This is a genomic window from Peptidiphaga gingivicola, from assembly GCF_001652275.1.
GTDB lineage: Bacteria > Actinomycetota > Actinomycetes > Actinomycetales > Actinomycetaceae > Peptidiphaga > Peptidiphaga gingivicola.
Window position 1 is genome coordinate 1,266,698 of the sequence record NZ_LVZK01000001.1, and the last position, 25,716, is coordinate 1,292,413.

Annotated in this window: 26 protein-coding genes; 18 read left to right on the plus strand and 8 right to left on the minus strand. The window is 59.8% G+C overall.

Annotated features, from left to right (window positions below; genetic code table 11):
• Positions 1-209 precede the first annotated feature (209 nt).
• The 5 genes from secY (at position 210) to A4H34_RS05300 (ending at position 5,603) form a co-directional block, all read left to right on the plus strand.
• On the plus strand, positions 210-1,496 hold the full coding sequence (secY, locus tag A4H34_RS05280) for a preprotein translocase subunit SecY (RefSeq protein ID WP_009199239.1): 1,287 nt from the start codon (positions 210-212) through the stop codon (positions 1,494-1,496).
• An 87-nt stretch (positions 1,497-1,583) separates the two neighbouring features.
• Positions 1,584-2,171 carry an adenylate kinase gene (locus A4H34_RS05285; protein ID WP_009199238.1) on the plus strand — a complete coding sequence of 196 codons (588 nt, stop codon included), beginning with the start codon at positions 1,584-1,586 and terminating at the stop codon, positions 2,169-2,171.
• Complete coding sequence (map, locus tag A4H34_RS05290; RefSeq protein WP_064231296.1) at positions 2,171-2,998, plus strand: type I methionyl aminopeptidase; 828 nt, start codon at positions 2,171-2,173, stop codon at positions 2,996-2,998. The genes A4H34_RS05285 and map overlap by 1 nt, the downstream gene beginning before the upstream one ends.
• Before the next feature lie 332 nt (positions 2,999-3,330).
• Positions 3,331-3,777 carry a hypothetical protein gene (locus A4H34_RS05295; protein WP_064231297.1) on the plus strand — a complete coding sequence of 149 codons (447 nt, stop codon included), beginning with the start codon at positions 3,331-3,333 and terminating at the stop codon, positions 3,775-3,777.
• Complete coding sequence (locus A4H34_RS05300; protein WP_064231298.1) at positions 3,777-5,603, plus strand: hypothetical protein; 1,827 nt, start codon at positions 3,777-3,779, stop codon at positions 5,601-5,603. The genes A4H34_RS05295 and A4H34_RS05300 overlap by 1 nt, the downstream gene beginning before the upstream one ends.
• Before the next feature lie 169 nt (positions 5,604-5,772).
• Here A4H34_RS05300 and A4H34_RS10675 read toward each other — a convergent pair whose 3' ends face one another.
• Both A4H34_RS10675 and A4H34_RS10680 read right to left on the minus strand, forming a co-directional pair.
• The gene (locus A4H34_RS10675) at positions 5,773-6,690 is read right to left on the minus strand and encodes an atherin (RefSeq protein ID WP_082903077.1); all 918 of its coding nucleotides are present in this window, start codon (positions 6,688-6,690) and stop codon (positions 5,773-5,775) included.
• Entirely contained in the window at positions 6,687-7,784 is a 1,098-nt protein-coding gene (locus A4H34_RS10680; protein ID WP_231870959.1) for an atherin, read from the minus strand. Before A4H34_RS10680 ends, A4H34_RS10675 begins: the two co-directional genes overlap by 4 nt.
• Positions 7,785-8,613: 829 nt before the next feature.
• Between A4H34_RS10680 and A4H34_RS05305 the strand changes: the two genes are divergently transcribed.
• Positions 8,614-11,307, plus strand: a complete 2,694-nt coding sequence (locus tag A4H34_RS05305; RefSeq protein WP_156510264.1) for a hypothetical protein — start codon at positions 8,614-8,616, stop codon at positions 11,305-11,307.
• Between the two features lie 10 nt (positions 11,308-11,317).
• Here A4H34_RS05305 and A4H34_RS10950 read toward each other — a convergent pair whose 3' ends face one another.
• Positions 11,318-12,019, minus strand: a complete 702-nt coding sequence (locus tag A4H34_RS10950) for a hypothetical protein (protein ID WP_138587193.1) — start codon at positions 12,017-12,019, stop codon at positions 11,318-11,320.
• Positions 12,020-12,108: 89 nt separating this feature from the next.
• Here A4H34_RS10950 and A4H34_RS05310 point away from each other — a divergent pair, with 89 nt between their 5' ends.
• Entirely contained in the window at positions 12,109-12,729 is a 621-nt protein-coding gene (locus A4H34_RS05310) for a hypothetical protein (protein WP_009199228.1), read from the plus strand.
• 13 nt (positions 12,730-12,742) lie between these two features.
• Here the strand turns inward: A4H34_RS05310 and A4H34_RS11230 are convergent, their stop codons facing one another.
• From A4H34_RS11230 to A4H34_RS05330, 4 genes are all read right to left on the minus strand, one after another.
• Positions 12,743-13,111 (minus strand): hypothetical protein, encoded by a 369-nt coding sequence (locus tag A4H34_RS11230; RefSeq protein WP_197480424.1) that lies wholly within the window; start codon positions 13,109-13,111, stop codon positions 12,743-12,745.
• Between the two features lie 765 nt (positions 13,112-13,876).
• Positions 13,877-14,128 carry a hypothetical protein gene (locus A4H34_RS11235; protein WP_009199225.1) on the minus strand — a complete coding sequence of 84 codons (252 nt, stop codon included), beginning with the start codon at positions 14,126-14,128 and terminating at the stop codon, positions 13,877-13,879.
• Between the two features lie 301 nt (positions 14,129-14,429).
• Positions 14,430-15,101 carry a hypothetical protein gene (locus A4H34_RS10960; RefSeq protein WP_138587194.1) on the minus strand — a complete coding sequence of 224 codons (672 nt, stop codon included), beginning with the start codon at positions 15,099-15,101 and terminating at the stop codon, positions 14,430-14,432.
• A 32-nt stretch (positions 15,102-15,133) separates the two neighbouring features.
• Entirely contained in the window at positions 15,134-15,502 is a 369-nt protein-coding gene (locus A4H34_RS05330) for a hypothetical protein (protein ID WP_009199223.1), read from the minus strand.
• 635 nt (positions 15,503-16,137) lie between these two features.
• Between A4H34_RS05330 and infA the strand changes: the two genes are divergently transcribed.
• The 8 genes from infA to A4H34_RS05370 all read left to right on the plus strand — a co-directional run bounded on the left by infA (position 16,138) and on the right by A4H34_RS05370 (position 22,178).
• Entirely contained in the window at positions 16,138-16,359 is a 222-nt protein-coding gene (infA, locus tag A4H34_RS05335) for a translation initiation factor IF-1 (RefSeq protein ID WP_009199220.1), read from the plus strand.
• A gap of 50 nt (positions 16,360-16,409) precedes the next feature.
• On the plus strand, positions 16,410-16,523 hold the full coding sequence (rpmJ, locus tag A4H34_RS05340; RefSeq protein WP_009199219.1) for a 50S ribosomal protein L36: 114 nt from the start codon (positions 16,410-16,412) through the stop codon (positions 16,521-16,523).
• Positions 16,524-16,658: 135 nt separating this feature from the next.
• A complete protein-coding gene (rpsM, locus tag A4H34_RS05345) occupies positions 16,659-17,030 on the plus strand; it encodes a 30S ribosomal protein S13 (protein ID WP_009199218.1) in 372 nt (123 codons plus the stop codon).
• Positions 17,031-17,046: 16 nt separating this feature from the next.
• A complete protein-coding gene (gene rpsK, locus A4H34_RS05350) occupies positions 17,047-17,457 on the plus strand; it encodes a 30S ribosomal protein S11 (protein WP_009199217.1) in 411 nt (136 codons plus the stop codon).
• Between the two features lie 112 nt (positions 17,458-17,569).
• Positions 17,570-18,574 carry a DNA-directed RNA polymerase subunit alpha gene (locus A4H34_RS05355; protein WP_009199216.1) on the plus strand — a complete coding sequence of 335 codons (1,005 nt, stop codon included), beginning with the start codon at positions 17,570-17,572 and terminating at the stop codon, positions 18,572-18,574.
• Between the two features lie 28 nt (positions 18,575-18,602).
• Entirely contained in the window at positions 18,603-19,190 is a 588-nt protein-coding gene (rplQ, locus tag A4H34_RS05360) for a 50S ribosomal protein L17 (protein WP_009199215.1), read from the plus strand.
• 362 nt (positions 19,191-19,552) lie between these two features.
• Positions 19,553-21,961 carry a carbon starvation CstA family protein gene (locus A4H34_RS05365; RefSeq protein WP_064231302.1) on the plus strand — a complete coding sequence of 803 codons (2,409 nt, stop codon included), beginning with the start codon at positions 19,553-19,555 and terminating at the stop codon, positions 21,959-21,961.
• Positions 21,954-22,178 (plus strand): YbdD/YjiX family protein, encoded by a 225-nt coding sequence (locus A4H34_RS05370; RefSeq protein WP_064231303.1) that lies wholly within the window; start codon positions 21,954-21,956, stop codon positions 22,176-22,178. Before A4H34_RS05365 ends, A4H34_RS05370 begins: the two co-directional genes overlap by 8 nt.
• A 29-nt stretch (positions 22,179-22,207) precedes the next feature.
• Here the strand turns inward: A4H34_RS05370 and A4H34_RS05375 are convergent, their stop codons facing one another.
• Positions 22,208-23,026 (minus strand): ROK family protein, encoded by an 819-nt coding sequence (locus A4H34_RS05375; protein ID WP_197480425.1) that lies wholly within the window; start codon positions 23,024-23,026, stop codon positions 22,208-22,210.
• On the opposite strand from A4H34_RS05375, the gene truA reads away from it, so the two are divergent.
• The 3 genes from truA to A4H34_RS11240 all read left to right on the plus strand — a co-directional run bounded on the left by truA (position 23,025) and on the right by A4H34_RS11240 (position 25,713).
• A complete protein-coding gene (truA, locus tag A4H34_RS05380) occupies positions 23,025-23,957 on the plus strand; it encodes a tRNA pseudouridine(38-40) synthase TruA (RefSeq protein WP_064231304.1) in 933 nt (310 codons plus the stop codon). The genes A4H34_RS05375 and truA overlap by 2 nt on opposite strands.
• Positions 23,954-25,270, plus strand: a complete 1,317-nt coding sequence (locus A4H34_RS05385) for an LssY C-terminal domain-containing protein (protein WP_064231305.1) — start codon at positions 23,954-23,956, stop codon at positions 25,268-25,270. Before truA ends, A4H34_RS05385 begins: the two co-directional genes overlap by 4 nt.
• Positions 25,271-25,389: 119 nt before the next feature.
• Positions 25,390-25,713, plus strand: coding sequence for a hypothetical protein (locus A4H34_RS11240; protein WP_064231306.1), 324 nt, complete (start codon positions 25,390-25,392; stop codon positions 25,711-25,713).
• Positions 25,714-25,716 lie beyond the last annotated feature (3 nt).

Here is a 25,716-nt window from a genome sequence, read left to right on the forward strand (position 1 = left end):
GCCCCCGCGCCTAGCGGGGGCATTCCCGTGTTGCATTCCTCGCGGCGGGTTGCGCTTCGGATGTAGTCGCGATCGTCTGCCGCCGGGTATAGTAATGAGAGCGGTGCGGGGCCGCCAACTGCCATCCCCGTGGTCGGGTCTCTCCCGAACTCATCGACGCGGGCACAGTCCGCAACACACCCGCGGTCTTACCGCAATCTGGAGGAATTTTGCTCAAGGCGTTCGCGGCCGCGTTCCGCACCCCAGACCTTCGCCGCAAGCTGCTCTTCACGGTCGCCATCATGGTGATCTACAGATTGGGCACTTTCGTTCCTGCGCCGTTCGTTTCGATACACAACGTGCGCCAGTGCGCCGCTCAAAAGGGCGAGGGCGGTTTCCTCAATCTCCTCAACATGTTTTCGGGCGGGGCAATGCTCCAGCTGTCTGTCTTCGCGCTCGGCATCATGCCCTACATCACGGCGTCGATCATCATCCAGCTTCTGCGCGTCGTCATCCCGAGGTTCGAGCAGCTTCACAAAGAGGGACAGTCGGGAACGGCCAAACTCACTGAGTACACCCGCTATCTGACGATCGGCCTGGGGGTCCTCCAGTCGGCGGTGTACGTCTCTCTGGCCAACACGACGCTCTTCCAGGGCTGCAGGCATCAGCCCATCCCGGGGGCGAACCCCGTCAAGATCACCATGGCCATCCTCGCCATGACAGCGGGGACCGGACTCATCATGTGGCTTGCCGAGCTCATCACGGAGCGCGGCGTCGGCAACGGCATGTCGATCCTCATCTTCACCGGCATCTGCGCCAACTTCCCCGGAATGCTCCTCAACGTCATCCGCTCCAACGCGGGGTGGAAGGGCGCGATCGTCGTCCTCGCGGTCTTCCTAGCCATCACGGTGGTGGTCGTCTTCGTCGAACAATGCCAGCGGCGCATCCCGGTGCAGTACGCCAAGCGCGTCGTCGGACGGCGCATGATCGGCGGCTCCACGACGTACCTGCCCATCAAGATCAACATGGCCAACGTCATCCCGGTCATCTTCGCGTCTTCGCTGCTCATGCTTCCGCAGATGATCGCCTCCTTCGGCAACCAGAGCTCCGGCTGGGTCCAGTTCATACAGTCCAATCTGACCAGGCAAGGCGTCTGGTACTACGGCCTGTACGCCCTGCTCATCTTCGGGTTCACCTTCTTCTACACGTCGATCACCTTCGACACGGAGGAGGTCGCCGACAACATGAAGCGCTACGGCGGCTTCATTCCGGGCGTGCGCGCCGGCCGACCCACTGCGGAGTACCTCAGCTACGTTTCGAAACGCGTCACCTGGGTGGGCGCCATCTATCTGACGGTCGTCGCCCTCATCCCATCCGTCATGTTCTCCGAGATGGGCATATTCCAGGGGACGTTCGGCGGAACGTCCATCATGATCCTCGTTGGCGTCGGCTTGCAGACGGTCAAGGACATCAACGCCCAGCTTCAGCAGCGTCATTACGAGGGATTCCTCCGCTGACGCTCGCCGGGGGCGCCGCCAATGGAAAGCGACAGTTCGCAAGGGATAGCAACGAACGCAACTAAAGCAACGCAAGGGAGTGTCCCAATGTCCTTACGCTTCGTCCTCGTCGGCCCTCCGGGCTCGGGCAAGGGAACGCAGGCGCGCGCCCTCACGGAGCGCTTCGGGGTCCCCGCCGTCTCAACGGGCGCGATTTTCAGGGCCCACACCCGCGCGGGCGACGAACTGGGCCGCTTGGCGGACTCGTACACCTCGCGCGGCGAGCTCGTGCCCGACGACGTCACCGATCGCATGGTCGCGGCCAGGCTGAGCGAGGAGGACGTGGCCCGCGGGTTCCTCCTCGACGGCTATCCGCGCAACCTCCATCAGGTCCACGCCCTCGACGACATACTCGGAGGCTTGGGGACGGCCCTCGATTTCGTTTTGGAGATCACTGCCGACGACGACGTCGTTGTGCAACGTCTCCTCGGGCGGGCCGCCGATGAAGGCCGCAAGGACGACACAGAGGACGTCATCCGGCATCGGATCGCCCTCTACCATCAGACGACCGAGCCCCTCATCGCAGAGTACCGGGCGCGGAGGATCCTAGTGAGCGTCGACGGCATCGGCGACGTCGACGAGGTTGCCGAGCGCATAGGGCGCGCCGTCGCCTCCTTCCTCGGCTCGCGCGCCTGATGTCCCGCTCGTCTCGCTCCTTGGAGTACAAGACGGACGGCCAAATCCGCAGCATGCGCAAGGCGGGCTTGGTCGTGGCCGCGATCCATGCGGCGTTGCGCGAGGAGGTTCGGGCCGGGGTGACGACGCGTCGGATGGACGAGCTCGCCCGCGGGGTCCTGGAGGCCCACGGAGCGCGATCGAACTTCTACGGCTACTACGGCTATCCGGCCCAGATCTGCGTCTCGGTCAACGATGAGATCGTCCATGGAATCCCAGGGGAGAGGGTGCTCGAGGCCGGGGATTTGGTGTCGTTCGACTGCGGTGCCGTCCTGGACGGCTGGCACGGCGACGCGGCCTTCTCGATTGTGGTTCCCGGCAAGGACGCTCCGGCGCGCACGCGCCTGTGCGAAATTGCCGAGGCCTCCATGTGGCACGGCATCGCAGCCATGGCAACGGGCGGCCGTGTGGGCGACGTCGGGCGGGCCATCGACGATTTCATTGTGAGCCTTCCCGACCCGCCGGGCATCGTCGTCGATTACGTCGGCCACGGCATCGGCTCGGCCATGCACATGCCGCCGGATGTGCCGAACTTCCGCTCTCGCGAGCGCGGGCCTCGGCTCAAGCCGGGGATGGTGCTCTGCATCGAGCCGATGCTGACGGCGGGGGACCAAGCCAATCGAGTGCTTGACGACGAATGGACCGTCGTCACTGCGGACGGTTCCGATGCTTGCCACTGGGAGCACGAGGTGGCCCTTCATTCGGGAGGCATCTGGGTTCTGACCGCGCCCGACGGCGGCGAGGCCGGCCTGAAACCTTTCGGAATCGTGCCCGCGCCTCTTGACTGATCGGACCGCAGGATAGAACTTTGCGTGAAATCGGCGTCATTTCGCCGTTTGGGGAACAGTCCCCGAGCGGCGAGCGTAATCATCTCATAGGATAGGGGAGTCAGCCCCGAGCCGATCGGCGGATATCACGGCTGGTTCGCTTTGAACTGTCGGTTTCGTCACGATTCTCTAATCGTCGGTAGGTTTTCAACCCGCGACGACACGCGAACGTGACGAAGGTGGATGCGGATTCGACGATTGAGGGGTATTCTATAATCCTAGAAACATCAGGGGTCCCTGGTGTAGCCACCATTAGATCTCGTACACGCACAAGATTCGGGAGGGATGATCAAGTGGCAATATTCAAACTCGACTCAGACAAATTCAATCAACAACTAGCAAGTCTCTCGGAGGGCGGCGACAAGTTCCAAGAGGCTCAAAAGAACTTCAGGTCGGGCGTTCAGATAGAAGCGGGTCCCGGCGGCGGCGAACACTGGTCAGGCGTCGACGAGCTGGACCATTTCAAGACGCCCCTGCACGCGTCGTTCGTCGCCATCGACGATGAACTGAAGTCCACCTCGGAGAGGCAGCACGCGATCATCGCGAATCTGCGGGAGTCTCTCAAGTCATTCCAGTACATCGATGACCAAGAGCGTCAAAGCTACATGGACCAGCTAGACGCCCTGGACTCGAAGTTCGAGTACATTGCTCCCCAGGGAATGCAAGCTATTGCCCTCGCCTTTAAAGGAAGTGTGGCGGCAATGGCGAAAGCGGCATCTGCGACGAAGGATGATAAATAATGGCGACTCCCAATGCTGACAGGCTCCACGGCATCGAGTCGTGGGATACGACGTCGATTGAGCAGGCGAACAGCCATTTGCACAACGTCAGGGGCAAACTCGAAGAGGTCGCGGGAATCAACGAGAGGGTAGCCTCCGACCTTGGCTTGGAAGGAACGACCGCCGACTCGGTCCAAACCGACCTCAGCAGCGTTGCCCGCGATCTGAAGGACCATTCCGATGGGATCGGCAAGCTGATCGAGGTTCGCGAGGAGGCCATGAAAGGCGGCATTCAAGCGAAAGAGCGTAGCGCTGAAATCCAGGCTCATCTGGGTGAAGTCAATAGAATGAACGATGGCTTTAACAGCATGGCAAAGGCCATTCCCGGGGGAGGGCCTGTAAGCGCACAGGTCCAAGCACAGGCGGAACATCAGCTCGAAGCCGCCCACGCCGAGTTTGATAAGCGGGCTAAGAAGGTTCTCAGCGAGCTGCAGTCGCGCACTGAGGCGGCGATTTCGGGGCTCCCGTTCATCCACAAGCAAACGAAATCGTACGGATCGGCTGAGATGGGCTTCCACGAAGGGCTGAAAAAGCGTACGCCGGGCATAGGTGGCTCGGACGATGGCGATAGCCATGTGCGGCGAGGGGCATCCGGCGACGGTTCTTCCGGCGGCTATCAGCAGACCGGCCCCTCAAGGTCGGCGACGGCATGGCACACGTCGGGAGGCGACGCTTCTGTCGGCTCCGCTGGAAGCCACGCCGGTTCGACTGGGCATTCTTCCGTCCACCCCGTTTCCCCCAGTCAACGAGCAGACAGCTGGTCTCTGCAAAGTTCGCATTACACGCCCTCCTCCTCGGGATCTTTGATTTCCGGAGGGGGAGCCCATCCATCGGGCCTCCATTCGCCGGCGGTGCACAATCCGCTGGCCTCGGCCGCCGCCATCGGCGGGGGAGGCGCGGCGGTGGCTGGATACAAGGCCTATCAGGCTGCCCGCGCCGCCCGAACGGCCCAATCGATGCCGACTTCGCGTGCCTCATCAATGAGGTCAGGGGCCACCATGCGCACCCCGACGACGTCCTCGACGGGCATCGTCAAGGGCGCGACGACGGCGGCCCGCGCGACGACGTCCGCGACGACTCAGGGAAGGGCCGGCAGCGTCCGAGGCGGCGCCAGCGGCATTGCGCGTCCCGTGTCCGCTTCCTCCGCCCGTGGGTCGAGCATCATGAAAGGCGGCGCCACGACGGCCGCTCGTTCGGCCGCTTCGACGTCTTCCGGTCGCGGGTCGGGGATCATGAAGGGCGCGACGACGGCGGCCCGCGCGACCTCGTCCGCGACGAGCCAGGGGACTGCCGGCAGCGCTCGAGGCGGTGCGACGTCTGCTCGCGGGGCAGGGTCGGCAACCGCCCGCGGGACTGGAGCTTCGGGGCGCGGAGCAGCATCCATGGCCGGACGCTCCGCCGGAGGTTCCTCTTCGGCCAAGGGCGTGAACGGAGCCCGCGGGGGAGCCGCTTCGTCCGCAGGGCGTTCCTCATCGACTGCTGGGCGTGCTTCCGCCGTGGGGCGCACGGCTTCGTCGACGGCGAGCGCGTCCTCGCGCAGCGGCTCGGCCCGTCCGGGGATGACGCGGCCAGGAGCCTCCGCAGGAAGCAGGTCCGCCTCGACGTCGCGCGCCATATCGGGATTGACAGGCGGGCGCGGAAAGGATCGCAAGGACAAGCGTCGGGAAGACCGCCGCTCGATTGAAGAAACGCAGGTTACCCCTTACGAGACGGACAACACTGTGACCTTCCTTGAGGCCGGCCGACGTGAAGAGCCTCAGGAGGATCAAGGCAAGCATCAAAGTTAGCCTCGGTCATTTCGAGCTAAAGGTGTGGGGTGGGACCGGATCCGGTCCCACCCCACACCTTATGCCGTTTGTGCGCCGAGAACAGCGAATGTCTGAATCCGGAGGCCTTGTTAATTCCCTGCCACCGGTGCTTCAGGCTATTTATTAGCAAGAGCCAACGCGCAACGTGTCATCGGGGGCGGTATCTTGTGTCGGGGTCGTTTGTGTGGTCGGTGTTCGGTGTTTGAGGGGTTGTTCCGTAGCCTGATGGAGGCGCGGCCTGGGCGTTGTGCGGATAGGGCGGTGGGTTTGTGGCCTGCTGACCGGGAACGTAAGGCTGCGCCTGTTGTGCCAAAGTCGAAGGAACGACAAGTGCCTGGCTGGGACCGGTGGTCGGGGCCTGGACCGTGCGTCGTTTGCGTCCGAGAATAAGCCAGGCTCCTGCAACGACGGCTAGAACGCCGCCGCCGGCAAGCCCCCATCCCCACGCCGGGAAACCGCCTCCGCTATGATTCTGCGATGGCTTCGACTCATTCGAATCATTTGATGTTTCATTAGGGCTATTGTTGGTATTTGAAGTTTTAGAGGATCTTTCTTTCTCTGAAATAACAGATATTCCTTTGAACCACACGTTGGGGTCCTCGATAATGACCTTATTCCCATCTATCTTCCCTACGCTTGTTTGAGTAACTTTCCCCGGCATGATAATTGTCATTTTTAGTTGAAACTTACTGAAGTCACCTTTGATTTTCCATTTTGGAACATTAATGTAATATTTGCCGGATTTCTCCTTCAAAGTCGTAGTTCCTTCCATTGGTTCGGTGGAGGTGACTTTACATTTAGTATTTCCTCCCGGAGGGGTAAGGTCCTCTACTTTCGGATTTTTGATAAAACTGGCGTTTGCTTGAGCCATTATTTTCACGCTTTCGCATGTTCGTTTGAGTTCGGTCATATATCCTGTAGTATCCTCTACTTCAAACGATAAGACTGTTTTAGCGTCAGGCCGATAGTCGATGGTTCCTTCGAGGCGGCAGCCGGCCAGTAAGAAGGCCGTAACGGCCATCAAAATGGCTTTGATTAAGGAAGTCTTTTTTGCGTGGACGGTCATGTCGAGTCTCCTCTGTCCCGAGAATCGGATGGCTTGCGGAATTGCCGTACTAAACCTAGCTTATCGTGAGCGGGCCTACGGCGCTTTGGTTGCGTGAAATCTGAGAACCGCCCTCCCCGATCGTCTACTTGGAATGACTTGTTGATCCCATTCTTACCGGGGGCGGTATCTTGTGTCGGGGTCGTCTTGTGTGTGGTCGGGGGTCGGTTTTTGAGGAGGGGTCGGGGGCGCGTTGTGGCCGTAGCCTGACGAGGGCGCGGCCTGGGCGTTGTTGTGCGGATAGGGGGTGGGTTTGTGGCCTGCTGACCGGGGGCGTAGGGCCGTGCCTGTTGTGGCAGAGTTGAAGGAACGACGGGTGCCTGGTTGGGGCCGGTGGTCGGGGCCTGGACCGTGCGTCGTTTGCGTCCGAGAATGAGCCAGGCTCCTGCAACGACGGCTAGAACGCCGCCGCCGGCAAGCCCCCATCCCCACGCCGGGAAACCGCCTGCGCTGTCGCTCCGCGACGACTTTGCTCCAGTTTTCTCATTCGACGGTCTGGACGGGCCGCCATCTGACGTCGAAGCCTTTGACGCCCCTTCCTTTTCCGCCGTAACCGTAATACCTTCATTAAAGAAATCAAGACTGTCAAGCACGACTTTGTTGCCCTCAATCTTACCTTTAGTTGTTTTAACAACCTTTTCTGGCATACTAATAACTATATTTGTCTTAGTATCGTTCGAATCAAAGCCATTAGTAATTTTCGGCATGACAAAAATATACTTGTCGCCGTCGGTTGTGAACTTTATTTTATCACTATCAAAAGGTTCGTTTGTCGACACTCTACATGTAATATGTCCGCGTTGAGAGGTTAAATCCTCAAATTTTGGATTTTTAATGAATCCGGCTTTAGCTTTCGTAGACAACTCAAATCCTTTACATGTTTGATTAATTTTCTTCATTGAATCGGTTGTATCTTCAATTTCTATCACCAATTTTGTGCTGCCATCGGCTTTGAATTCGAGTGTTCCTTCAACGCGGCATGCGGAGAGAACGAAGGCCGTAAGAGTTATCAAAATGGCTTTGATGAGGGAAGACTTTTTCGCGTGGACGGTCATGTCGAGTCTCCTCTGTTCCGAGAGTCCGATGGCTTGCAGGGCCGTCGTAAGTTTCTATCTTAATGGCTCATGGGTGCCGATTGCGTTGTTTGGTCCGAAGAGGGGAAGCAGGGGCCTTTCCTTCTTGGCAGCATCCGCCTAGGTGTGTCTTCTACCCAGAGGCCTTCCGCCACCGCTGTATGCATCCCCTCTTTAAACGGGTCCTTCCCTTTCGGGCGACGTCGTCTTGCGTTTCAGTCCTGTTTGTACTAACGATTAGTAAAGTAGAAAGGCGTAATGTCAACGTTCTGCACTGTGTTAAAAAGTGGGACACATTGCAGTTTTGCGGTAGTGTAAGCAAAACCAAACGTATAGCGGACCATGTTCAGTGATCATAATGGATCTGAGCAAAGGCGAGTCTAAGCATCTTTGCCTCAGCTTTTCGAAGGCCTTGCGTCGGAGCATTTTACGTTGTAGAGTGAACGGCGGAACTGCTGAACCGGTAGATGAAGCAGTCGTCACGTCGTCAAACCGGCTAGGAAGGACCTTCGTTTTGCCGGGGCGGCAGGTTGATCATATCGTCCAGCTCGCGGGAGCTGGCGTTCCATCGGGTTTGAAGGGGCTGCCGTCTCGTCAAACTTACGGTGACAGTCGTGTTCAGCCGACTTGACAGGGCTGCTGTCTTGTTAGGTCGTCGGAAGCGGCTGCGTTCTTGTTGGCATAGTGGTACTGTGCGCGTTGCCGAGCCCAGATCGGTTTGGCCGGGCGCGGCGCTGCTTTACGGACAGTATTCAAATCACGCAAGTACTAGTAAGGCTCGGTGCGCTGGCCGGCGCGGCGAGTCCGCATCATGGAGGGATTTGTCATGTCGTATGCAATGGTTTCAGGCGATCTGGCGCTTCCGCTGCCGGAGCACGTTGATTTTGACAGCGCGCTGGTGCAGCTGTCGCATGTCAATGAGGCGTTGCATCGATCACAGATCATGGCTGGCAGCGTCAACCCGGATTCGATGACCGGGGAGATGGTCGAAGCATGGAAGAGGGAGATCGAAAAGCTGACCGGCGCAGTCAGGAGGGTCAGCGGGATGGTTCACGCGGTCGGTCAAGCCATTGACTCCTACAAGTGCCTGTACAGGCAGACCATCACGGACGTCAAAGGAATGCAGGAGGAGTGGGATGGGGATATGCGGGCTTTCAAAGTCATCGACGTTTTGGGCGAAGGTGCAACCGATGACCAGAAGAAGAGTCTGAAAGACAAGCAGTTCGAGCTGGCGGGCCGGTACAACCGGCGCATCGAGAAGTTGGACTCCGAGGCCGAGACGTTGTCGAAGAAGATCGAATCGATTCTCGGCGACCTCGCCCCCTCCGCCGGGAAAGTCGGGGCCGGGGCCGGGCGGCGTCCGGACCGCAACGATCTGGGCGTGGCCCTTTTCGGAGGGGGAGGGATTCTGGGGGCCCAGACGATGGCGGCCAACGCCGAGGCCGACGCCGCTGATTTTTCCAGGCTCGTCTCCGACGTCGACGAGGACGGGGTTCCGACGAAAAGGGCGTTGGAGGAGATGAAGAAAAAGGGCTACCTCGACCGTCTCGGGACCGACCCCTACTTCTGCGCGGCCGTTGCTGCGAAGATCAATCCCCGGCGAATGGCCGACCTGGGACGGAAACTGGACGCGCGTATCGCTAAAAGCACCATGGTTACACAGACAGGTTTAATAGAGAGAGATCAGCTCGGCCAACATGGCAAGGATCTTCAGCGGCTGTACGGGGGGTTGGGCGCGTCGGTAATGGTTGCTACCGGTTCGGTTCCTCGGGGTTTGGATGGGGAAGCGAAAGACACCTGGGAGACGTGGAAGGGTCTGTCAGAGGGCGGCGGGGTGTCCATGAAAGTCAAGTCGGGCGACGAGACGATGGGGCAATGGCGGAAAGATTACCTCGAGTCCATTAAGGTCGCTGGACGTGAAGTAAAAGCGGTTGGTTGGTCATCTGGAACGATTATTGGCGATAAACGAGGCTACGTGCACTTGGGTCAAATGTTCGCCATGGGGGCCAAAGCCCACCCTGAGCTGACGTTTTCCAACGAGTTCGTCAACGGCAAAGACTCCGTCATGCACGACCTGCTCAAATGGGACCGTGAACAAGGGGCGGACTATCGTGCTTCTTACGGCACACTGTCACAAACTACAGGTAAACATAATCTGGCCACTCACGGTAACTATTCCCCCTTTGATGGGTTGGGATCACGTGATCCTGTAGCGAATATGATGTACGGGTTGGACGGGGACCCCAAGGTCAGTCGGGATTTTCTTGCCAGCGACGTCGACGTGCCCGGGAACAAGGATCCGAACGTGGCCCGCTATCTGGTCGGGTCCCGGTATGCGCTGTCACACGGCATTTCGTCCTATGTGGACCACGGCGAGCAGCTCGGACACGTTGTGGACGAGGCGACCTCCGGCAAAGATGCCGTCCACGACCCGCACACCTTCACCGCCATCCGCGGCTACCTCCAAGGATATACCGAGGGTCTGCGCTCAGGCGGAATCAACGGTACAGACGCTGGTCAGAGTCTGGGTGCGCAAGGCGAACCGTGCTTTGGGGCCGCCCACTACGGCCTGCGCTCGTGGACAGGGCAGATCCTCAAAGAATACACCGACGACCTCGCCCGGGAACTGACGACCCCTTCAGGCGTGGAGTCGGGGGATGGTGCCGTTTACGACGTCAAAGACAAACGCTACCGACTTGTTCTTCCGGCTTCGTTGGTTGACGATATGACACTGGCCAAGAGAGGTTTGTTTACTGATTTGGCTTTTGAGAATGGTGTGCGTGACACTAATACCACCGGGTTGCATGGGCGTCCGCCGGCGTTGCTGGAGTTGGCGAACAAGGCGACCCAGGGCATGTACCGCGACGGAGTCGAGGCGTGGCGGATTGACAGCAAGTATGGTCAGCATGTGGTTGGGCGTTATGGGGCGTTGTTGTCTCATTTGGAGTTGGCTGAGTACAACGCGGACGTCAATGTCGGGGAGGTTAAGGACAAAAGCCATTCGAATGTTCGAGGTTTGATCAGCGACCTCACGAGCGCTATTCCGGCGGGCAAGGTTCCCGGCGGCAGTCAAGCCCTTCAGGCGACTCAAGACGCGGCCTTCAACAAGTGGCTCTCCCTCGACAACCGCGCCCAAGCCGTCAGCGACCGCGACAACGCCGTCGAAACCATCGCAAACAAACTCACCCAGCCTACGCCCAATGGACAATACAGTCCGGTGGACATGATCGAAAACGAAGCAGAGCGACAGAACAATACGTATGGTGCGCCTCAAATGCGGATCAGGACAAACAACGAGCTCCGCGACCAGCTACCGAAAGAAGAGGGCTTTATCGACGAAACAAATACTCCAAAGAAGGACACCACTCCTAATGAGCAAGAAGCTTATCAATTTGCCAAGCATTCATATTGGACTGAATCTGCGCAGAAACATATTTCTAATGTCACAAACGTCGAGAAAGTGATAAAAGATGCTTATGACGGGACCCTTCGAGATTCAAAATGATGTTATAGGTTTAACCGTATACAGTTCTTTTCTTCCATTTAATCTCATTCAGAATATTCGAAAGCTTCGATTCGAAACTCCCGGAGTCGATGGGGCTTTCTAAGTGAACTTCACAAACGTAACCATCCAAACAGTTGACAAACCATGCCTGAGCCCATCTTCTAAAATCGCTTTCGTAATATGAGTAACCATACGCGCTACGATTTCCAACCCCTCTTGGAGACTTGAATGCAACTATGTGTTTCCAATTTGCGCTTACATGCGGATTTTCGAGTCGTTTTAAGTTCTCGTCTCTCCACTTCTGGGCGTTGTCGGAAAGGGACGTTGTGGTGATGCTTAGCATTGACCCTTTGTAAGGTCCTTTTAGCTTCATCTTGATGAGAAGGTGCCGTCCACCTGCCATTTCACTGTATCCATTGCTGTAGTCGGGTTCTCCCCACTCGGCGTTCACTATCTCTGCATCCGGGACAATCCTCGGTGAACCGACTTGTACGGGCTCGTTAGCACATCCAGATGTGCTAACGAGCCATACAAGCAGTGCTGAGGCGACCCGCAGCAGAGATCTAACGGGAGGCTTAACGGCTAAAGTCTTGTGGAAAGACGGTGAAAGCCTTGTGGTGCACCTTGTTCGTCTTTTGTTTCTCGGGGTGTTCGTGTTTTCTTCCATTGAAACTGGCTCTTCCTTAGTTAAAGCAACGGTCAAGACGATCATTATTGCTTCTTACTTTGAGGCCTTTATTTTAACACTCCGAGTCTCGACTGGCTGCGCAGTTCCGGTTTTGGAAAGTCGAGGCGTGGCGGGTGGACAGCAAGTATGGTCAGCATGTCGTTGGACGTTACGGGGCGCTCCTGTCCCATTTGGAGTTGGCCGAGTTCAACGCGGACGTCAATGTCGGGGAGGCTAAGGACAAAAGCCATTCGAATGTTCGAGGTTTGATCAACCACCTCACGAGCGCTATTCCGGCGGGCAAGGTTCCCGGCGGCAGCCAAGCCTTCGAAGCGGGTCAAGACGCGGCCTTCAACAAGTGGCTCTCCCTCGACAACCGCGCCGAAGCCGTCAGCGACCGCGACAACGCCGTCGAAACCATCGCAAACGGTCTGACTGAGTCAACTCCCGACGGCAAGTACAGCCCGGTGGACGCGATAAAAGTGGAGGCTCAACGGCAGAATAAGTATCTGGGAGAACCGCAGGCGCACTTTGTGACCTTGGAGGAGCTCTACCACCGGCTTCCCAAAGAAGAGAACTTCGTTGACGAAAACTATGCTTCTAAACATCAAACAGACCCTCAAGAAAACGAAGCGTATAGATTCAACGAAAATTCTTATTGGACTTATGAAGGAAGGAAGAGGGTGCCTGGCGTTACGAATATGCAGGACCAAATCGACAAGGCCTTTGACGGTTCACTTCGAGATTCGAAGTAGGACTAGTTTAGCTTTAGCGGTAGAACGTTTTCCTCCACCATTTTATATTGTTGAGGGCTGTGTCTACGAGCGTCGGGTCGAGGTTTGGCGCGTCGCGTGGACTTTCGATGTAGATTTCGCAGATCCAGCCTTTCATACAGTCGACCAGCCATGCTTGGCTCCAGCGTTTGAAGAAGGCGTGGTAGTAGGAGTAGCCGTACGCGGTGCGGCCGCCGATCTTTCGTGGTTTGACGAAAGGGGTGATGCCCCTTTTAGTCGAGCTTCCTTCGGGGTCGCCGCCGTACCGCTTCATATTCTCCTCCCTCCAATTCTTCGCCCCGTAAGACAGGTGAGTCGATCGAACGGCGAGTATCGCGCCGACACTGGAACCTTTGAGTTTCATTTTCAAAAGAAGATTTCTCTCTATGTCTTGCTCGCTGTACCCGTTTTTGTAATTAGGCTCGCCCCAACCGGCCATTTCAAACTTGACTTGTGGCGCGACGATCGGTGAACCCGTCACTTTCGGCTCTCCGGAGCATCCCGCCAGGGCGAGAAGACACGCAAGCGTCGCTGCAACAAGCTTCGCCTGCGCCCAGCGATTTGCTGCCATGTGCGGTCTTGGCCGGATTCTTCTGCCGTGAGTCATAATCGTTTGCTCTCTGATTGTCTGATTGTTGGCGTCGTCAGCCGCTGGAATTCCTTATCGCATGCCGAAGCGACTTATGGCAGATCTGCCGACGCAAGTTGCCGCAGAACCTTACTTCAATACTTTATACCAAAGTTCCTGTTTTGAGGACAGGTCGATTCCGACTTTCCAGACTCGAAGCGCGAAGAAATTGGCTGCAGGTGTGGTCGGCATGTCGTCGGCCAGTACAGGGCGCTCCTGTCTCATTTGGAGTTGGCCGAGTACCATACGGGCGTCGATGCTGGGGAGGTTAAGGACAAAAGCCATTCGAATGTTTGAGGGCTGATATCCGACATCGCGTCGGCACTGCCATGTGCTGCGGGTTTAAGCGCAATGGTGTAGGTTGTCCATGTGATGTGGTTAAATGCCTTCATCAGTTGCAGGTCGAGGTTTGGTGCGCCTTGCGGGGATTCCAGGTAGATTTGCCAACGTTGGTCTTCTTTGCCTCCGCCGCATTCGACGAACCACAGCTGGACCCATCTCTCATGCGTGTCGTGATAGAAGCTGAAGCCATAATGCTTGACGGCCCCCGATGTCGATAGGCTTGTCAAAAGCCGTCGGCCGTTCCCTTCCCTCGACGTCGTTTTTCACGTATCTTTCGAGCACTTCGTCCCGAGGAACGCGAGGCGTCGGACTCGAGTATCGGAAGTCGATGGACAGGATCGCTCCGGCGTTGAGCTGTGTGATTTTGATGCGGTAGAGGATCTGGCCGGTGTCTCCGCCGTGGGGAAGCACATCGTTCTCGGTTCCTTCCTTCCAGCCTGTGCCGCTGAATTTGACCTCCGGGAAGCCGCCGGGGGTCCCCGTCGGTCCCGGGTCGCCTATATCCCAAGGAAGGACATTATCGACGAGGCGAACGGCCCCATAAACGCCGCGCTACTCAGCAAGAAGCCTTCCAATTCGCCAAGCATTCTCACTGGACCAAAGAGCGGCAGGCTGACATTACTCCAGCAACGTCCACAAAGCACGCGATTGAAGAGACTCATAGAGAGTCGTTCCGAAAAGCCGAGCAAGGAGAATCTAATAGAAGGAAAATCTAGTAGGTTGTCGGGTCGGTGATATGCTTTCGCGTCCACCGGATGTCATCCAAGACTTTAGTGATCTGCGGATCAAGTCTTTCTGCTTCTACTGGGCTTTCAACATATACTTCACAAAAGTAGCCAGCTGGGCAGTCGACGTACCATACCTGTGCCCATCTTTTGAAATCGTTTTCAAAATAGGAGTAACCGTACGCATCTCGGCCTCCTATCTTTCTTGGATGCTTAAACGGTCTAACTTCTAACTTGTGCGCCCCGGGTATCCCGTTTTCTCTAATTAGCTGTTTTCGCAAGGTCTTTTCGCTGTGCGACATTTTCCTTGAACGTATCGATAGAATCGATCCAGTTTCGGACCCTTTTAGTTTCATTTTAAGAAGGATATGGGGTATTCCGGATTGTTCGCTACGTCCATGTGTGAAATCGTCCGGTTTACCCCAATCGTCGTTGTCGAACTTGACGGCAAGAACAAGATCCTTCGAATCGACGTTAAGTGAGGCGCAGCCGCCGACCAGCAGAAGCAATGCGGACAGCAGCCCTGCGACTGCGTGGAAAGGGCGCGCCCGTGTGGTCGTGCTTCCGCGGCGGGGTCGGGCGGGCTTCGGCGTCGTCTGGCCCGTTCGGTCTTTGTCCGATTCATCTTCGGCCGGCGGGCATGCGGGCGTGTGCGTCATGAAATGTCTATGTGCATGCATTGCGAAAGCCGTCACTTCTTGGGCAGAGAGGATTGCAGCATGTCGAAGCGCGTCGCCGAGTTGTTCTCCTGGGAGTCGAAGTTCTCGATTCCCGACTTGATTCCCGAGCCCAGGGTTGCGCACCCGTCGGCGATCTCCCGGGCGGCGCCGGCGAACAGCTTTATCGTCCAGTCGAGCGTCTTCCTCAGTGCGCTCGTCCCGTTGTTGTCGGTCTTCCATCCGGCGTTAACTGTGTCGGTTGGCAGGCTTACGGCTATCTTTACGACATCGCCGATGCAAGCGTCGATGCCTTTGCCGACGCCGTTGTAGTAGTCCGCGTCGTCCCATCCGGCGATGGCCTTGATTCCTGCCTTGTCGCGATCGAACTTGAGCTCGCCCATTGGAATGTCCTTTTCGTTGTAAGGTTTGACGATATGTGTTTCTCAGGGTTTGACAGTATGCGTTTCGACGTCCGGCGGCATGGACTCCGCCGCCTGACGCCAAGCGTTTCGGTGTAGGTGGCAAGCGCCTCGGCGCTTAGCGCCTAGAGACGCATGGCTCTTCCGCGTCGCCCGATCCGTAGATGTTTACGTCTGAGAGCTTACCGGCATTCCGCCGTCGATGGAAGAGCGAAATCGACTTTCGCCTCTTTTGTTATAAAGAACATTCTCAGACGGGAAAGGGTGTTCCGGACAGGCGGCGGAACGAGCGCTCCTGACATGCAATGGGAAGGGCTCTCGGAATGGGAACAGGGCGCCCCGAGTGGAGATGGGGATTCTTTGGGCGGACGAGGGGAAAGCTGTTCGAGGGGCCGTTTCGGAAATGTGCGAAGCTTTTGAGCGTCACGACCGCGCAGCGTGATGGGCGAGTCGTTCGGGAAAGGCGCTGGCCCTCGGTGATCTACTGCACCGGATCGCCGCTACCTTCAAGCAGGCGGTCCGTGTAATATTGATCGTTGGTACGTCCTGCCCAAAAGCAGGTCTGCCTCGGAACCGCGCAACCCGGTGCGGGGCCGATCGGAGTGTTAGCGAGGGTTATGGCGAAGAAGGATGGAGTCATCGAGGTTGAGGGGGCGGTCGTCGAGGCCCTCCCGAACGCGATGTTCCGCGTCGAGCTGGAGAACGGGCACGTTGTGCTCGCTCACATCTCCGGCAAGATGCGCCAGCATTACATCAAGATTCTCCCGGAGGACCGCGTGGTAGTCGAATTGACTCCCTACGACCTGTCCCGCGGGCGCATCGTGTACCGCTATAAGTGAGCCCCGATTTTCTATCGCCGCCAGTGTTCTGACGGCAAGGAAGTACAGCAATGAAGGTCAAGCCCAGCGTCAAAAAGATCTGTGACAAGTGCAAGGTGATCCGTCGCCACGGCCGCGTCATGGTGATCTGCGAGAACCCGCGGCACAAGCAGCGCCAAGGGTGACCCGGCGCAGCGGGTCTTCCCGCGTCAACCGCACTGCCCGCCGCAGGGCAACCCCCGGACCGAAGGCCGGGGCTCCGCTGTTCAGCGGGGGAGAGGCAGTGTTCCACACCTTCGGACTACCAAGGAGCTAAGAAATTGGCACGTCTATCCGGCGTCGATCTTCCTCGCGAAAAGCGGGTTGAGATCGCGCTCACCTATATCTACGGCATCGGCCGCACCCGCTCGGCGGAAACGCTCGCGGCCACCGGCATCAGCCCGGACGTTCGCGTCCGCGACCTCACCGAGGACCAGCTCGTCGCGCTCAAGAAGCACATCGACGAGAACTACAAGGTCGAAGGCGACCTGCGCCGCGAGGTTCAGGCTGACATTCGCCGCAAGATCGAAATCGGCTGCTACCAAGGCCTGAGGCACCGCCGCGGCCTGCCCGTCCACGGCCAGCGCACGAAGACGAACGCGCGCACCCGCAAGGGTCCCAAGCGCACCGTCGCCGGCAAGAAGAAGAAGTAAGCAGTAGGAGTAGATCATGCCCCCCAAGACCCGCCAGGCCTCTTCCGGCTCCCGCCGTCCGCGTCGCAAGGAGCGCCGCAACGTCGTCGCAGGTCAGGCCCACATCAAGTCCACGTTCAACAACACGATCGTCTCGATCACAGACCCGAACGGCGCCGTCATCGCCTCGTGCTCCTCGGGCCAGGTCGGTTTCAAAGGCTCGCGCAAATCGACGCCCTACGCTGCGCAGCTCGCCGCGGAGAACGCCGCCCGCGCCGCCATGGAACACGGAATGAAGAAGGTCGACGTCTTCGTCAAGGGACCCGGCTCCGGCCGTGAGACGGCGATCCGTTCCCTCACCGCGTCGGGCCTCGAGGTCACATCGATTTCCGACGTGACGCCGCAAGCCTACAACGGCTGCCGCCCACCGAAGCGTCGCCGCGTGTGACGCACGGCCCGCCTCGGCGGGCCCCAAGCGGATATCCGCACTCCGCAGGCCGGACGGATGGCCTGCGGGCGACTGGACGTCAAATAGCGGGCGTCCATGAAAGGAAAGAATCGTGCTTATCGCACAGCGCCCTGTTCTCACCGAAGAGCAGGTCTCGGAGTACCGCTCGCGGTTCATCCTCGAACCCCTCGAGCCGGGTTTCGGCTACACGCTTGGCAATTCCATGCGCCGCACCCTGCTCTCGTCGATCCCCGGCGCGGCCGTCACATCGGTTCGCATCGACGGAGTCCTCCACGAGTTCTCCACGATCGCGGGGGTCAAAGAGGACGTCGCAGACATCATCCTCAATCTCAAGGAACTCGTCGTCTCCTCGGAAAACGACGAGCCGGTCCTCATGTACCTGCACAAGCAGGGCCCGGGAGAGGTCACGGCCGCTGACATCACGCCGCCCGCCGGCGTCGAGATCCACAACCCCGACCTCCACATCGCCACGCTGAACGATAAAGGCAAAATCGAGATCGACCTCACCGTCGAGCGCGGTCGAGGCTACGTCTCCGCCGCGCAGAACAAGGGAGAAGAGGACGAAATCGGCCGCATTCCGATCGATTCGATCTATTCGCCCGTTCTCAAGGTGTCCTACAAAGTCGAGGCGACCCGAGTCGCCCAGCGCACAGACTTCGACAAGCTCGTCGTCGACGTCGAAGTGAAGCCTTCGACGACGCCGCGGGACGCGCTCGCCTCCGCCGGCAAGACGCTCGTCGAGCTATTCGGGCTGTGCGTCGAGCTCAACAACGAGGTCGAAGGAATCGAGCTGGGCCCCCCGCCCGTCGTCGAAACCCAGTCCTCGGACCTGCAGCGGCCCATCACGATTCTCAACCTTCCCGCCCGTTCGCAGAACTGCCTGCAGCGTGAAGGCATCCGCACCATTGGTGAACTCATTCAACGCTCTGAGGCCGACCTCCTCGACATCCGCAACTTCGGCGCGAAGTCGATCGAGGACGTCAAGGACGAGCTTCTCAAGCTCGACCTGCGCCTGAAAGATTCGCCCGCTGGTTTCGTCTCCAGCTTCGGCGAGGAGAGCTATACGATGCAGTTCAGCGACGACTCGCAGGGCTGAAGCCCGATTTTTCATAGGAGACACTACTATGCCCAAGCCCACTAAGGGCCCGCGTCTGGGCGGCTCGCCCGCCCACCAGCGCCACATCATCGCGAACCTGTGCAAGGACCTCATCCGCCACGGTGCGGTCACAACCACCCAGACTCGCGCCAAGACCGTTCAGCCCCACATCGAGCGACTGATCTCGAAGGCCAAGCGCGGCGACACCTACAACCGCCGTCTCGCCCTTCGCGTCCTCCAAGACCGCGAGCTCGCCTACATCCTGTTCGAGGAGCTCGGGCCGAAGTTCGCCGAACGAAACGGCGGATTCACCCGCATCATCAAGCTCGGCAACCGCAAGGGCGACAACGCGGCGCTCGCGCGCATCGAACTCGTGACGGAAAAGGTCTCGCCCAAGCAGTCAGCGGTCCGCGAAGCTGAGAAAGCCTCCAAGAAGGCGGCAGAAGCCCAAAAGCTCGCGAAAGAAGCCAAGGAAAGCGCCGACGCAGAGGAGGCCGCCGAAACCGCGGCCGACGCCGTCGAATCCAAGGAGGCAGACGAGGCGGTCAAGGAAACTGCGGCCAAGAGGGACGCTGCCGAGGCCAAGAAGGACGCCGAGGCTGACGAGCCCAAGTGATCCTCACGCGAGCCCATCGCGCGAAATCCTCAATCCGGAGCGGGGCGCACATGCGCCCCGCTCCGTTTTTCACGATGACCTCAGGCGAAGTTTCACAGCGATTTCGGACGGTCGTTTCTTCGTGATGTCAGGAGAGGCTTCACAGCGACTTTCGACGGTCGTTTCTTCGTGATGCTAGGCGAAGCTTCACAGCGACTTCGGACGAAGTTTCCCCGCTATCCCGAACAGAGTTCCACGGCAGCCCCGAGCAAAATTCGAAGAATGCTTGGCTATGGCGGTGGAGGCAGCTAGGCTTGCAATGACGCCACCGCGACGCCGGCGACGTCCCTCAAGTTCGGCGTGGAATGAGAAGGGATTTCCTCATGGACAACACGGTCACCGCAGACCTGCCGGCCTACACGGCCGAAGAAGAGAAACTCGTCATTCGAAACAAAGACGGCGTTCCTGTGGGCGTCAAACCCGACAACTCGTGGACGCTCCCGAAAATCGCGCTGTGGATCTCGATCACCACGATGGGCACGCTTGGGTGGACGATGCTCGCCCTCGTGCGCGGCGAAGAGGTCAACACAATATGGTTCGTCATAACCGCGGTGTGCACATACGCCATCGCCTACCGCTTCTACGCGCTCTACGTCCAGCGCAAGGTCATGCGGCCCGACGACTCCAACGCAACCCCCGCGGAACGAGTCAACAACGGCAAGGATTTCGACCCCACCCACAGAGTGGTGCTCTACGGCCACCATTTCGCCGCCATCGCCGGCGCCGGCCCGCTCGTCGGCCCGGTCCTGGCCGCCCAGATGGGATACCTCCCGGGAACGCTGTGGATTATCTTCGGCGTGTGCATCGCCGGGGCGATCCAGGACATGCTCGTGCTCTTTTTCTCCATGCGGCGAGGCGGGCGCTCCCTCGGCCAAATGGCGCGCGACGAAATCGGACGAGTCGGCGGAACGGTGGCCATGGTCGTCGTCCTCGTCATGCTCATGATCGTCCTCGCCGTCCTTGCGATGGTTTGCGTCAACGCCCTCGCCGAATCCCCGTGGGGCGTCTTTTCCGTCGGCTGCACGATTCCGATCGCCCTTGGAATGGGGCTGTGGCTCCGCTACATCCAGCCGGGAAAGATCACGCAGGTCTCGATCGCGGGCTGCGCCCTCCTCGTCGTCGCGATCTTCGCCGGAAGATGGGTCGCGAACACGGATTTCGGAAGGGAATACCTTCATCTCTCGCCGACCACGCTGGTGTGGGCGATGATCATCTACGGCTTTTTCGCCGCCATCCTTCCGGTGTGGCTGCTTCTGACGCCCCGCGACTACCTCTCGACGTTCATGAAGGTCGGAACGATCGTCATTCTGGCGGCGGGCATCGTCGTGGTCCGGCCCCTCGTCGAAATGCCCGCGGTCACCGAATTCGCAGGAAACACCGACGGCCCGGTGTTCGCCGGGACCCTCTTCCCGTTCCTTTTCATCACCATCGCCTGCGGCGCCCTGTCGGGAATGCACGCCATGGTGTCCTCGGGAACCACTCCAAAAATGGTTCAAAAGGAATCCCAAACCCGGATGATCGGCTACGGAGGAATGCTTATGGAATCCTTCGTCGCCATCATGGCGCTGGCCGCCGCCGCCTCCCTCAACCAGGGCATCTATTTCGGGATGAACACCTCGGAGGCAACCGTCGACAAACTCGCCGGAACTAACATCACCCAAACGACGAAGGACCGGGAGGAAATCACATCGAAGGCCGTGCGCAACCTCGGGGTGACCGACGTCCACGGCAACAAGGTCGTTCCGCGGTGGGAGTCGACCGACGACAAAGGAAACGAAAAGACGTACACCGGAGCCGAAGCCCTCAAGCAGGTCGCCAAAGACGTCGGCGAGCCGTCAATCGTCTCCCGAACCGGCGGGGCGCCCACGCTTTCGGTCGGCATGGCCCATATTCTCCACCAGATCGGCGGGGGATCGGGAATGATGGGCTTCTGGTACCACTTCGCCATCATGTTCGAGGCTCTGTTCATCCTTTCCGCCGTCGACGCCGTCACCCGAGTCGCCCGATTCCAGGTGTCCGACGCCCTCGGAAATCTGTTCCCAAAGTTCAAAGACCCGTCGTGGCGGGCGGGAGCGTGGGGCGCCACGGCCGCCGTCGTCGCGGCCTGGGGCTCCTTGCTGCTCATGGGCGTGACGGACCCGCGAGGCGGAATCCAGACCCTGTTCCCGCTCTTCGGCATCGCCAATCAATTGATAGCCGCTGTGGCCTTGCTGCTGGTGACCGTGATGGTTGTGCGAAAAGGGTACACGAAGTACGTGTGGATACCGCTCATACCCTTCGCCTTCGACACAGCCGTGACCTTCACGGCGTCGTGGGAGAAGATATTCTCCACCGATCCAAAGGTCGGCTACTGGCAGCAATGGCGCGATGCGCGCAAGGCCCTCCCGGGGCTGGCGGATCCGGGGAAGATCTCGGAGACAAAAGCTGTCATCCGCAACACCTTCATTCAAGGGACCCTTTCGATCGTCTTCCTCGCCGCCGTCGCCTTCGTCGTGGTCTGCGCTGCGTTGCGCGTGGCCAAGACGATTCGAACGGGCGACACGACGACGTCGGAGGATCCCTACGTCGAGTCGAATTTCTTCGCCCCGACGGCGATGATCGCCACGCCGCTCGACAAGAAACTGGTCAAGGAGTACGCGATCGTCGGCGATCCGAACCTCATTCCCGGCATGAAAAAGGAAGAAAACGAGGACCGAAGCAGGGACGGAAATGAGGAAGTTAAAAATGGGTGAGACGGCAAAGGGCGTGCGCCGCCCGTTTGCGGGGCTTCGCCGCGGGCTCGCAGCTTTCCGCTCATTCTGGCGCGATTTGACGGGGGAGTCGGCGTACGAAAAGTACGTCGCACGGCATCGGCGCGAGCACCCCGACTGCGAGCCGATACCTGCCCGCGAGTTCTGGCGGGCGCGCAGCGAAGCCGCCGAGGACGGCGTGACGACGGGCTGCTGCTAGCCTGATTCGGTTGCCGGCCGTAGAGCGGCCTACGTGTGCGGTTTGGCCAGGGCCCATGCCCGCACGCCCCCGTTCATGCCGGCGGCGTTCGGGATGAACAGCACGTTCTCGCCCAGGCGCGAGCGCGCGGCGGCGGAGATCCGCGGCGAATTGCCGCCCCCGATGTAGAGGCGGTCCCACCGGAAAACCGGCCACAGCGTGTCGATCGCCCGCAGCACCCGGCGCGACCACGCCGAATCCCCGAGCCGTATCCGTTCGGCCTCGCCGACGACGTCGTCGTACGTCAATCCCCACCGCATCTGTGCGTGGGAAATCTCCAGGTGGGGGGCGAGGCGTCCGCCGTCGACGAAAGCGCAGCCGAGCCCCGTGCCGAGGGTCATGACGAGCTCCGCCCCTTCGCCCGAAACGACGCCGGCAGCGGCGACCTCGGCGTCGTTGAGGACGAGCGCAGGAACGGCGAAACGCGCGTGCAGGGCCGACTCCATGTCCAGGCCGTTCCACGCCGTCTCAAGTTCGGGGTCGAGCTTCGTGTGGGGGCCTGCCTTGCGAATGTAGTGCGGAGTGTAGACGACGACGCCGCGCCGGATCATACCCGGCATGCCGAGGGTGATCCGTTCGAATCGCTCAACCTGCGACGCATGGCTTTCTATGATTCCGAGCAGATCCTCGGGCGAGAAAGGATACCGCACTGCCGTGCGCTGAGGAGGGGCCGCCTGGAAGCCGTTGAGGTCAAGGAGGGAGGTCTTGATCCCGCCGCCTCCGCAGTCCACGGCCAGAGTCAGCGGATTCGACTCGCGGGAAGGCTCGGGCAGCGCATGTGAATGCGAGGTGTGGGACACTGGCGTCATGGATTCGACGGTAGCGCATCGGCTCCGCCTTCGCATGTCCTACGACGGCACTGACTTTCATGGTTGGGCGGTCCAGCCGGGTCTGCGAACCGTCGAAGGGACGGTGACGGAAGCCCTCAACCTCATAACCGGCGGCTCGCACGCACTGACCGTCGCCGGGCGGACCGACGCCGGCGTCCACGCGCGCGGTCAGGTCGCCCACGTCGACGTGAGTGAAAACGAGCTGGCACGCGCGGCGCGGCGCGCAGGCGACCCGTGCCAGGCGATCATGCGCAGGCTTTCCGCGCTGCTGGCGCGAGAGTCGCCGGGGTCGAAGGGAAGCTCGGACGTCGCGGTGACCGGCGTGGATTTCGCGCCCGCAGGCTTCGACGCAAGGTTTTCCGCGCTTTCCCGGACCTATTCTTACCGGGTGTGCGACGACCCCGCCCGTTTCGATCCGCTGCGGCGCCGCGACGTTCTGTGGCTTCGCGAGCCGCTCGACGTCGAGGCGATGGGCGCCGCTGCGCGCAAGCTGATGGGGGAACACGATTTCATTTCCTATTGCAAGCCCCGGGAAGGGGCGACGACGATCCGCGAGCTCCTCGAGTTGAAGGTCGAACGCAAGGGCGGCCTCGTCGAGGTGACCGCGCGGGCCGACGCCTTCTGCCACTCGATGGTTCGCACGCTCGTGGGGTCGCTGCTCAAGGTGGGCGCCGGCCGGCGCGACGAAGAATGGCCCGCCCGACGCCTGGAAGAGCGCTCGCGCAACGGGGAAGTCGCCGTCGCCCCGCCGCATCCGCTCACTTTGGAGTCGGTTGAATATCCCGAGGATTCGCAGCTCGCAGCCAGGGCTCGGCTGACCCGGGCTTTGCGAGAGACGGTCGAAGACCGCGAACCCGAAGGAGACGCCGGCGGCGCTGGAGACGCCGCCTCGGGGAAGGGACTGAGTTGAGCGGGGACAAGGCAGGGGCGACGGAGTCGGGGCGAGCCGACGTCGCCGACGCCCGCTATCCGATTCCGGCAGAGCCGCCCGAATACAGGACGAGGCCGCGCAAGGTCAGCGGCCGCAAACGCACCCCGATATGGGACGCAGTGGCGGCTTTGTACGTAGTCATCGCGCTGGTTTTCGTCGGATGGCTGGCAACCGAAATGGCCGTGCACGCCAAGCCAGGCGATTCCCTGTGGGTCCTCAACCTCGTCGCCTTCTGGGCGACTAGCGCCTATCTGGCCGTTCCGCGCATCCATCAGATCCTCACCCTCTTGTACGTTCCCGACTATTTCATCGGACGCACCCGAACGGGCGACGGCGTGCTGGGCGACCCCGTCAACCTGGCGGTCGACGGAACGGCCGACGACATCCACGCCGGCATGCAGGCTGCCGGGTGGGTGCTCGCCGACGAAGTCACCGTGCGCTCGTCATGGGGAATCGTCGTCTCCTCCTTGTTCAAGAGGCCGTACCCATCCGCGCCCGTGTCGAACCTCTACCTTTTTGGACGCAAGCAGGCCTTCGCCTACCAGAAGGAGGTCGACGGCAACGCATCGAGGCGCCACCATGTCAGATTCTGGCCGACTCCCGAGGGATGGCATCTTCCCGGCGGGCAGCGCGTGGACTTCCTCGCGGCTGGAACCTATGACAGGTCGGTCGGCTTTTCGCTTTTCACCGGGCAGATTACGCACAAGGTCGACGCCGACACCGACGCCGAGCGCGATTTCATCATCGACACCCTGAGGTACGCCGACCCGAAGATCGACGTCGCCGTCATCGACAAGTTCTCCGCGGCCTACCACTCTCGAAACGGCGGCGGCGACGCGATCAACACCGACGGCGACCTTCCGGTTCTCGACGTGCGCGGCGCGTCCGAACGCGGTCCCGCCCCGCAAATGCCCCGCCCGGACAAAAGCGTCGCCCGCCACCACATTCCGCCGCTGCCGCTTCTTTTCACAGGGGCGCTTGCGCTGTGGGGATTCATTTTTGCCGGCATCCAGGTAGCGGTGGACCCTCAGGTCACCGCTTCGAAACTGGTCATGCCGGCGGTTGAATTCGCGCTGTGGCTTTTGACCGCGGCCAGGCAGAGGTGGGCTTGGGTCGGTCTCATGACTATATCTTCCATCACGGCCTTCTCCCATCTTCTGCTCCTCGATTTCTCGAAGCTAGCCGACGTCATACTCACGGGAGTGTCGGTTTTCGTGGTGCTCGCGGTGAGCGCCACCGCGGTGCGCGAGTGGGTGCGCGGCGGCAATCGGCGGGTACCTGTGTCCAATTGAGCTATCGACTCTCTCCATGGCTCGCGATAAACTAAGAAATACTTTAGCTTAATAAGCGATTGTCCAAGCTTTTCAAATAGGCGACTCGATTTGTTTGAAAACGTGAGAAAGGAGAGGCCATGCCATATACTTCGTCGCTCGACCCCGGTGAGATGAAGGGTTTGGGAGCGCGTTTGGAAGATCTCTCGGTGCAGCTTACCGAACTCGACGGTCCGATAGGGGGCTCCGTTGGCTCTCTCGGGAGCTTCGGCCTAGTGGAGGCTTCAGTGCGGGTTCGCGGCGACGCAAAGAAGCGCGCCGTGGAAGTCGCGGATTGGATCGAACGGGCTTCCGAGGCTGTGCATGAAACGACGGCGGGTTTTGAGGCCTCCGACGACGCATCCAGACAAGCATTCGAGAGGAATGCGGCAGACGTATACGGCAGCGCGGATCGGGAGGATTGATCT

Coding starts and splice junctions, on each gene's coding strand:
- A4H34_RS10960 (WP_138587194.1), bottom strand. CDS start 15,101: ATGACGCACACGCCCGCATGCCCGCCGGCCGAAGATGAATCGGACAAA.
- rpmJ (WP_009199219.1), top strand. CDS start 16,410: ATGAAGGTCAAGCCCAGCGTCAAAAAGATCTGTGACAAGTGCAAGGTG.
- A4H34_RS10675 (WP_082903077.1), bottom strand. CDS start 6,690: ATGACCGTCCACGCAAAAAAGACTTCCTTAATCAAAGCCATTTTGATG.
- truA (WP_064231304.1), top strand. CDS start 23,025: ATGGATTCGACGGTAGCGCATCGGCTCCGCCTTCGCATGTCCTACGAC.
- A4H34_RS10950 (WP_138587193.1), bottom strand. CDS start 12,019: ATGATCGTCTTGACCGTTGCTTTAACTAAGGAAGAGCCAGTTTCAATG.
- A4H34_RS05365 (WP_064231302.1), top strand. CDS start 19,553: ATGGACAACACGGTCACCGCAGACCTGCCGGCCTACACGGCCGAAGAA.
- A4H34_RS05300 (WP_064231298.1), top strand. CDS start 3,777: ATGGCGACTCCCAATGCTGACAGGCTCCACGGCATCGAGTCGTGGGAT.
- A4H34_RS10680 (WP_231870959.1), bottom strand. CDS start 7,784: ATGACCGTCCACGCGAAAAAGTCTTCCCTCATCAAAGCCATTTTGATA.
- A4H34_RS05305 (WP_156510264.1), top strand. CDS start 8,614: ATGGAGGGATTTGTCATGTCGTATGCAATGGTTTCAGGCGATCTGGCG.
- map (WP_064231296.1), top strand. CDS start 2,171: ATGTCCCGCTCGTCTCGCTCCTTGGAGTACAAGACGGACGGCCAAATC.
- A4H34_RS05375 (WP_197480425.1), bottom strand. CDS start 23,026: ATGACGCCAGTGTCCCACACCTCGCATTCACATGCGCTGCCCGAGCCT.
- A4H34_RS11230 (WP_197480424.1), bottom strand. CDS start 13,111: ATGAAACTCAAAGGTTCCAGTGTCGGCGCGATACTCGCCGTTCGATCG.
- A4H34_RS11240 (WP_064231306.1), top strand. CDS start 25,390: ATGCCATATACTTCGTCGCTCGACCCCGGTGAGATGAAGGGTTTGGGA.
- rpsK (WP_009199217.1), top strand. CDS start 17,047: ATGCCCCCCAAGACCCGCCAGGCCTCTTCCGGCTCCCGCCGTCCGCGT.
- infA (WP_009199220.1), top strand. CDS start 16,138: ATGGCGAAGAAGGATGGAGTCATCGAGGTTGAGGGGGCGGTCGTCGAG.
- A4H34_RS05370 (WP_064231303.1), top strand. CDS start 21,954: ATGGGTGAGACGGCAAAGGGCGTGCGCCGCCCGTTTGCGGGGCTTCGC.
- A4H34_RS05285 (WP_009199238.1), top strand. CDS start 1,584: ATGTCCTTACGCTTCGTCCTCGTCGGCCCTCCGGGCTCGGGCAAGGGA.
- A4H34_RS05330 (WP_009199223.1), bottom strand. CDS start 15,502: ATGGGCGAGCTCAAGTTCGATCGCGACAAGGCAGGAATCAAGGCCATC.
- rplQ (WP_009199215.1), top strand. CDS start 18,603: ATGCCCAAGCCCACTAAGGGCCCGCGTCTGGGCGGCTCGCCCGCCCAC.